Consider the following 5,196-nt stretch of genomic DNA (forward strand, 5'->3'; position numbering starts at 1 on the left):
AGCTGTACGATTACTTTAGCCACGAGCACACCTGAGGGACCAACCAACATTCTCATAGCAGGAGATAATACCAATACGGTAAATGTCGATGTGAGTGTAACCGATCAACCACTGATAAGCATCGTGAATCCTGTACAGCAAAACCGGGTCGTTACGGTATCTGGAATGCCGTTGTCATTAGAAATTACCAATAATGTGCACAGTGTCATGAATGCGAATGCAATTACGGTTAGCAATAAGGCAGCTTGCCCCAATCTGTCCGTTGATGACAGCAATTGTACCAGTGTGGCCCCGGGAGCCAATTGTACACTGGAACTGACCTCGAACACACCTTACGCCCCCTGTACGATTACCATCAGCGGCAGCAACACAGCCAATAGTCCCATTGCCTTGATTGCCTTTTCTTATCTAGGGGGGCTGGTATTTGAGGAAAGCGGAGGTAGCGGCAAGGTTGTCATTGATGTGGCACAAGGTTTTAGAAGCTTATGGACGAGTGCTAATTTTGATATACCTGGTGCATCAAGCTTAGATGATGGAGCTAGCAATACCAACGCTATTATTGCGGATATAGCCTGTTCAATAGAGCCTACCGACTGTGCAGCTCAACTCTGCCAAAACATTAGTACAGACTGGTATCTTCCTGCAAGAAATGAGCTGTTCACAGTCTATAATGCGCTATGCTCCAATGCTGCAATCCCCTGCAACTTTGGCGAGTTCTCGTCCGCGTACTACTGGAGTTCGTCGCAGTACAGCAACTTCTACGCGTGGCTCGTGCTCTTTCCGTCGGGTAGCGATACCTTCGGCTATAGGCTCTACCCACAATCTGTTCGGTGTATCCAGGCTTTTACCCTTTAGCCTTTTTCTTTTAGGCAGCATTGCTGCCTTATGATTTTTTAAAGACGAATTTACAAGGATGGTTACCTGTTGGTGTTAAAAATTAGGGGGCAAAAATTAGGGGTCACCCAGCTTAATTTCACCAAATTATGCTTTCCATGCTTTTTAACCTTTATGAAAAAGACTACACGATTTACTTAATTTCTTCTGATCTCTAAAGAGATTTTTTTGAGAAAATACAGGTAAATATAGATCCTTTCCCTAAATGACTTTTTACTTGAATATGTCCTCCTAGTTCTTCAACCATTTGCTTGGTTAAATAAAGTCCCATACCACTTCCTGTAAAAACATTGCTTTGATAAGAGGATTTCAATTTTGTAAATTTTTGGAAAATGACATCCGTTTGTTCCTTTGGAATACCAATACCACTATCTTGGACTGTGATAGTAAAATGTGGAGTTATTGAAATATGAACATGAATGAATCCTTGCTCAGTAAATTTCACCGCATTTCCCATTAAATTCATTAAAATTCTTGAAATTCGAAAGTAGTCCGATTGGACAAGATTATTAGGACAGTCAATGTTAACAGTCAAGTTTTTACGTTTAATTTCAGCTAACAGTAGATTATAGATTTCCTCTACTATTTCTCGAATATTAAATTCACTGATTTCTATGCACTTAGCATTAAGGTGGTTAATTTCCAATGCTTGTTTTAGAAAAGTCAGCAAGGCATCTGCTGAAATTTTTATATAGTCGGCTAGTTCTCGAGTTTCTGGATCGAGTCGCTCATTTTGAGTTAATATTTCAGCAATACTATATAGCCCACAGAAAGGAGTTGTTATATCGTGAGATATATTTTTTAGAAATTCATCGTAAGCAATATCAGCCTGTTTCTCTTTGGGAATATCAAGAGAGGTTCCCATTAGACCAATAATTTTTCCTGCTTTATCTCGCAGAGGTATCTTTTTGGTAAAATAATAGGCTTTGTTTCCTTTTTTATTGATTCCTTCTTCCTCTAGTGTTTCTTCAATACCTGTTGTCATAATACGCTGATCAATGGTTTCAATGAGTTTAATTTTTTCCTCACCCATTAAATCTAAAAATAAGTCTCTATCTGATTTCCCTAAGATACTGTTTAAGCCAATCATCTCTAAAAAAGTTTGATTAGCCCCTTTATATTTTCCCTTTAAATCCTTCCAATATAAATTGCCAACACTTTGGTCCAAAATAAAAGTCAAATCTGTATCCATTATGAATTCCTAATTGTTAGAACTTTAATTAGATTATATTCATACTCGGACTATTATGCTTTGTACTAAAAAAATCACTTAATTTTTGAATAAGCTCCCTATTTTGTGTAAGAAAACCTAAATTAAGGATATCCGGCTCACATAATTCCAATAGTGAAGATCCAGGATTTTTTTCTAGTGTATTTAGAATTTTTTGTAACCCCTCGTCTGTAATGCTAGTGTAGGAAATATCTATTTTTTTAATATGAGTAGATTTTTCTATCAGCTCAGCAATATGGTGTGCGCTTACATCGGTTATTCCCTCATTAGAATTAATGTCTAATAATTGAACAGAAGATAGGTTATCTTTTAGAGAATCTAAAAGATAACAAAATTCTTCATCATCTAAGCCGTTAGTTCCTAAATAGATTTCTTCTAGAGATCGATGTGCTCTTACCGATTCTGCCAGAAATTTAATAGCCCCTTTTGAGTTATTACCAAGAAATTCGAGCTTTTTAACATGATTGCTATATTTTAGTGCGCTGAAAATCTCTCCTGATGATGCAGAATCTAAACTAAGCTGACCGCATTTAACTACTTGTAAAGTAGGATCATTAACAGTAAGTCTGTTTACGATGGTTTGTTTAGGATCATTTTTAACACTAAATAGAGTATGCATTTAAGATCTCCTAATAAATAATTTAATTTAAACTCCATAATTTATAATGGTATGCATTCCCTTGATTTATTAATGAATTTTTTGAGCGATGATTATTTACCATATCCTAAGGAAATTTCAATAATTTTCTGGATAGATACACTTAACTTTAACAATCATTCGAGAATTAGGGGTCACCCATTAGAAAGCCTCCTGACCAAAAGCAATAATATGTATTTTGATCATTTATAAGTGTTGGCTTGGATTGTATAGTATTTTACTGTACATTGCGGTAAATATGATATTGCATGTAGACAAATATTAGGAAAAATAATGGCTATAAATAAAACAGCCACTTTGACTTTTCGCATTACCCCCGAACTTAAAGAAGCGTTACGAGAAGCTGCAGATCGGGAGCATCGTTCTATTGCAAATATGGTGGAAATGCTAATTCGTAGGCATTGCGAACAACATGGAATAGAAATTTCGCAACAGGGAAAATATCAAACAATAACCACTAATGAAAACCATAAGGATTAAGTCTCATGTATCCTGATCCTAATACTTTATACCCAATACCTAGTTCTGAACGAACGGCTTTTTTAAAAAATATCATCAAAAATCCCAACATTATTGTAGGTGATTACACTTATTACGATGATCCAGTTGATATTTATAATTTTGAAAAAAATGTGCTTTATCATTTCGATTTTATTGGTGATAAATTAATTATTGGAAAATTTTGCCAAATCGCCACGAACGTCAAATTCATAATGAATGGAGGTAATCATCATTTAGGCGGATTCTCTTCATTTCCTTTTGTCATTTTTCAGTCTTATTGGCCCGAAGTTCCATTTAGTTCTAATCGTAAAAAAGATACACTAATAGGTAATGATGTCTGGATTGGATATGATGCGACGATCATGCCAGGCGTGACTATTGGTGATGGCGCTATTATTGGAACCCGCTCAGTGGTAACTAAGGATGTACAACCCTATGAAATCGTAGGTGGTAATCCTGCACAGACTATTCGCAAACGTTTTGATGATGAAACAATAGATTTTCTTCTGCAATTGCAATGGTGGAATTGGCCAATTGCACAAATTAGAGAACATGTATTATCTATTATGAATGGTGATAAAATAGCATTAGAAGGTTTATTATCGTAACTCCGATTCAACTCAAATCTCCTCATTATTTTTGAATATATAATTTGCTATTTGATAGGTTTTATAATCGAAGCCTTGCAAGAGACAAACAAGCGACCCTACTTTTAAGCCATATAAAATCTATGGAAAAAATAGCTGAGCTGTCTAAACTGCTCGAACCTATAAAGACTTATAGCGAACGATATATTCAATTAAATTTGTTCATTCAATGGACTTCTCTTGCCATAACAAATACCAATAAACACAGCTTCAATCATATTGGTACACGCTAGTTTTTCAAAAATAGCTTGACGATATTGTTCCACTCTTTTTACTGTCACTTGAAAAAACAAAGCAATTTCTTTAATTGTTTTTCCTTGCGCAGAAAGATACAAGCATTGGTTCTCTTTTTTGGTTAAGCGAAAATCTAAATAAATCACTTGCCGTACCCAAACATGTGACAGTGCATTTTGCATTTCTGACACTTGTTTTACGGTAGGCTTGGCATTTCCTAAAAGACTAAATATTCTTTTGCAAAAGTCTTAAAAAATTCCTTTTGCTAACTAATAAAACCAAATTGGTTATTTCCATAACTATCCATAATCATCTCTTTTTTTAGGCGCGAAAAAAAATACGGGTAACATAGCAAAATGCTGCCCGTAACAAAGAACCATAAGAAAAACATTGATACCTGGAAATTGTTGATAGCCACTAACTTTTACTATGGTAAATCCAGGTAAATTTAGGATAAGATTGGACTTCGGCACTTTAATCTTATTTTAATCGTCAAATCAAGGACTTAATTTAGACTAATTTGATTTAAGTGCTTCCTTGGGATAGAGCCAAAACCACCAATGATTATGCTCATGGAGCATTGTTGAATTTCACTCACGTAACATAAGGATAGAACTGATGAAAAAGAATATTAAAAACAACACATTGATGAGTAGGATACTGGTTGGTTTGTTACCTTATCTGCTATGGACAGCAGCGCAGGCAGCACAGCCGCTGTGGACTATCGTTCCAGCGCCGGGCAGTAATCCCACACAGACTGTAATTGGAAACGCGACAGCTACCGTGCAGTATATAGTGCAAAACCAATCTGCTAAGCCTAAACAACTGGTGATGCAATCCATACCCGGTATTGTCCAAACGACACCCTGTCAACTGGCGCCCAAAGGACAGGCGGGTAGCAGCTGTACTTTGAATCTTGCCATTACCGGAAGTAGACTACCCAGGAATGGCGTTCATGGCGGTCCGGTGCTATGCCAGGCGAATCAGGATGGCAGTCCGAACCCAAACCAATGTTACCGGCCAAGTAGTGC

6 protein-coding genes and 1 pseudogene are annotated in these 5,196 nt (G+C 36.5%); 4 read left to right on the plus strand and 3 right to left on the minus strand.

Annotated elements, in window-relative coordinates; all coding sequences use genetic code 11:
• A partial coding sequence (locus WA877_RS06840; protein WP_425170172.1) for a DUF1566 domain-containing protein occupies positions 1-855 on the plus strand: 855 nt, incomplete at its 5' end.
• 193 nt (positions 856-1,048) lie between these two features.
• On the opposite strand, the gene WA877_RS06845 is transcribed toward WA877_RS06840, so the two are convergent.
• On the minus strand, positions 1,049-2,086 hold the full coding sequence (locus tag WA877_RS06845; RefSeq protein ID WP_425170173.1) for a PAS domain-containing sensor histidine kinase: 1,038 nt from the start codon (positions 2,084-2,086) through the stop codon (positions 1,049-1,051).
• A gap of 28 nt (positions 2,087-2,114) precedes the next feature.
• Positions 2,115-2,744: a hypothetical protein gene (locus tag WA877_RS06850; protein WP_425170174.1), complete on the minus strand. Its 630-nt coding sequence runs from the start codon at positions 2,742-2,744 to the stop codon at positions 2,115-2,117.
• A 312-nt stretch (positions 2,745-3,056) separates the two neighbouring features.
• Between WA877_RS06850 and WA877_RS06855 the strand changes: the two genes are divergently transcribed.
• Complete coding sequence (locus tag WA877_RS06855; RefSeq protein WP_425170175.1) at positions 3,057-3,263, plus strand: ribbon-helix-helix protein, CopG family; 207 nt, start codon at positions 3,057-3,059, stop codon at positions 3,261-3,263.
• Positions 3,264-3,268: 5 nt separating this feature from the next.
• Positions 3,269-3,892 carry a CatB-related O-acetyltransferase gene (locus WA877_RS06860; RefSeq protein ID WP_425170176.1) on the plus strand — a complete coding sequence of 208 codons (624 nt, stop codon included), beginning with the start codon at positions 3,269-3,271 and terminating at the stop codon, positions 3,890-3,892.
• A 191-nt stretch (positions 3,893-4,083) separates the two neighbouring features.
• Here WA877_RS06860 and WA877_RS06865 read toward each other — a convergent pair whose 3' ends face one another.
• The gene (locus WA877_RS06865; protein WP_425170177.1) at positions 4,084-4,347 is read right to left on the minus strand and encodes a helix-turn-helix transcriptional regulator; all 264 of its coding nucleotides are present in this window, start codon (positions 4,345-4,347) and stop codon (positions 4,084-4,086) included.
• A gap of 466 nt (positions 4,348-4,813) precedes the next feature.
• Between WA877_RS06865 and WA877_RS06870 the strand changes: the two are divergent.
• Positions 4,814-5,196: pseudogene (locus WA877_RS06870) on the plus strand (DUF1566 domain-containing protein); the annotation flags it as partial.

Source organism: Legionella sp. (assembly GCF_049790535.1).
GTDB lineage: Bacteria > Pseudomonadota > Gammaproteobacteria > Legionellales > Legionellaceae > Legionella.

Excerpts from the sequence above, each read along its gene's own strand:
- WA877_RS06845 (WP_425170173.1), bottom strand. The coding sequence starts at position 2,086 with ATGGATACAGATTTGACTTTTATTTTGGACCAAAGTGTTGGCAATTTA.
- WA877_RS06850 (WP_425170174.1), bottom strand. The coding sequence starts at position 2,744 with ATGCATACTCTATTTAGTGTTAAAAATGATCCTAAACAAACCATCGTA.
- WA877_RS06855 (WP_425170175.1), top strand. The coding sequence starts at position 3,057 with ATGGCTATAAATAAAACAGCCACTTTGACTTTTCGCATTACCCCCGAA.
- WA877_RS06860 (WP_425170176.1), top strand. The coding sequence starts at position 3,269 with ATGTATCCTGATCCTAATACTTTATACCCAATACCTAGTTCTGAACGA.
- WA877_RS06865 (WP_425170177.1), bottom strand. The coding sequence starts at position 4,347 with ATGCAAAATGCACTGTCACATGTTTGGGTACGGCAAGTGATTTATTTA.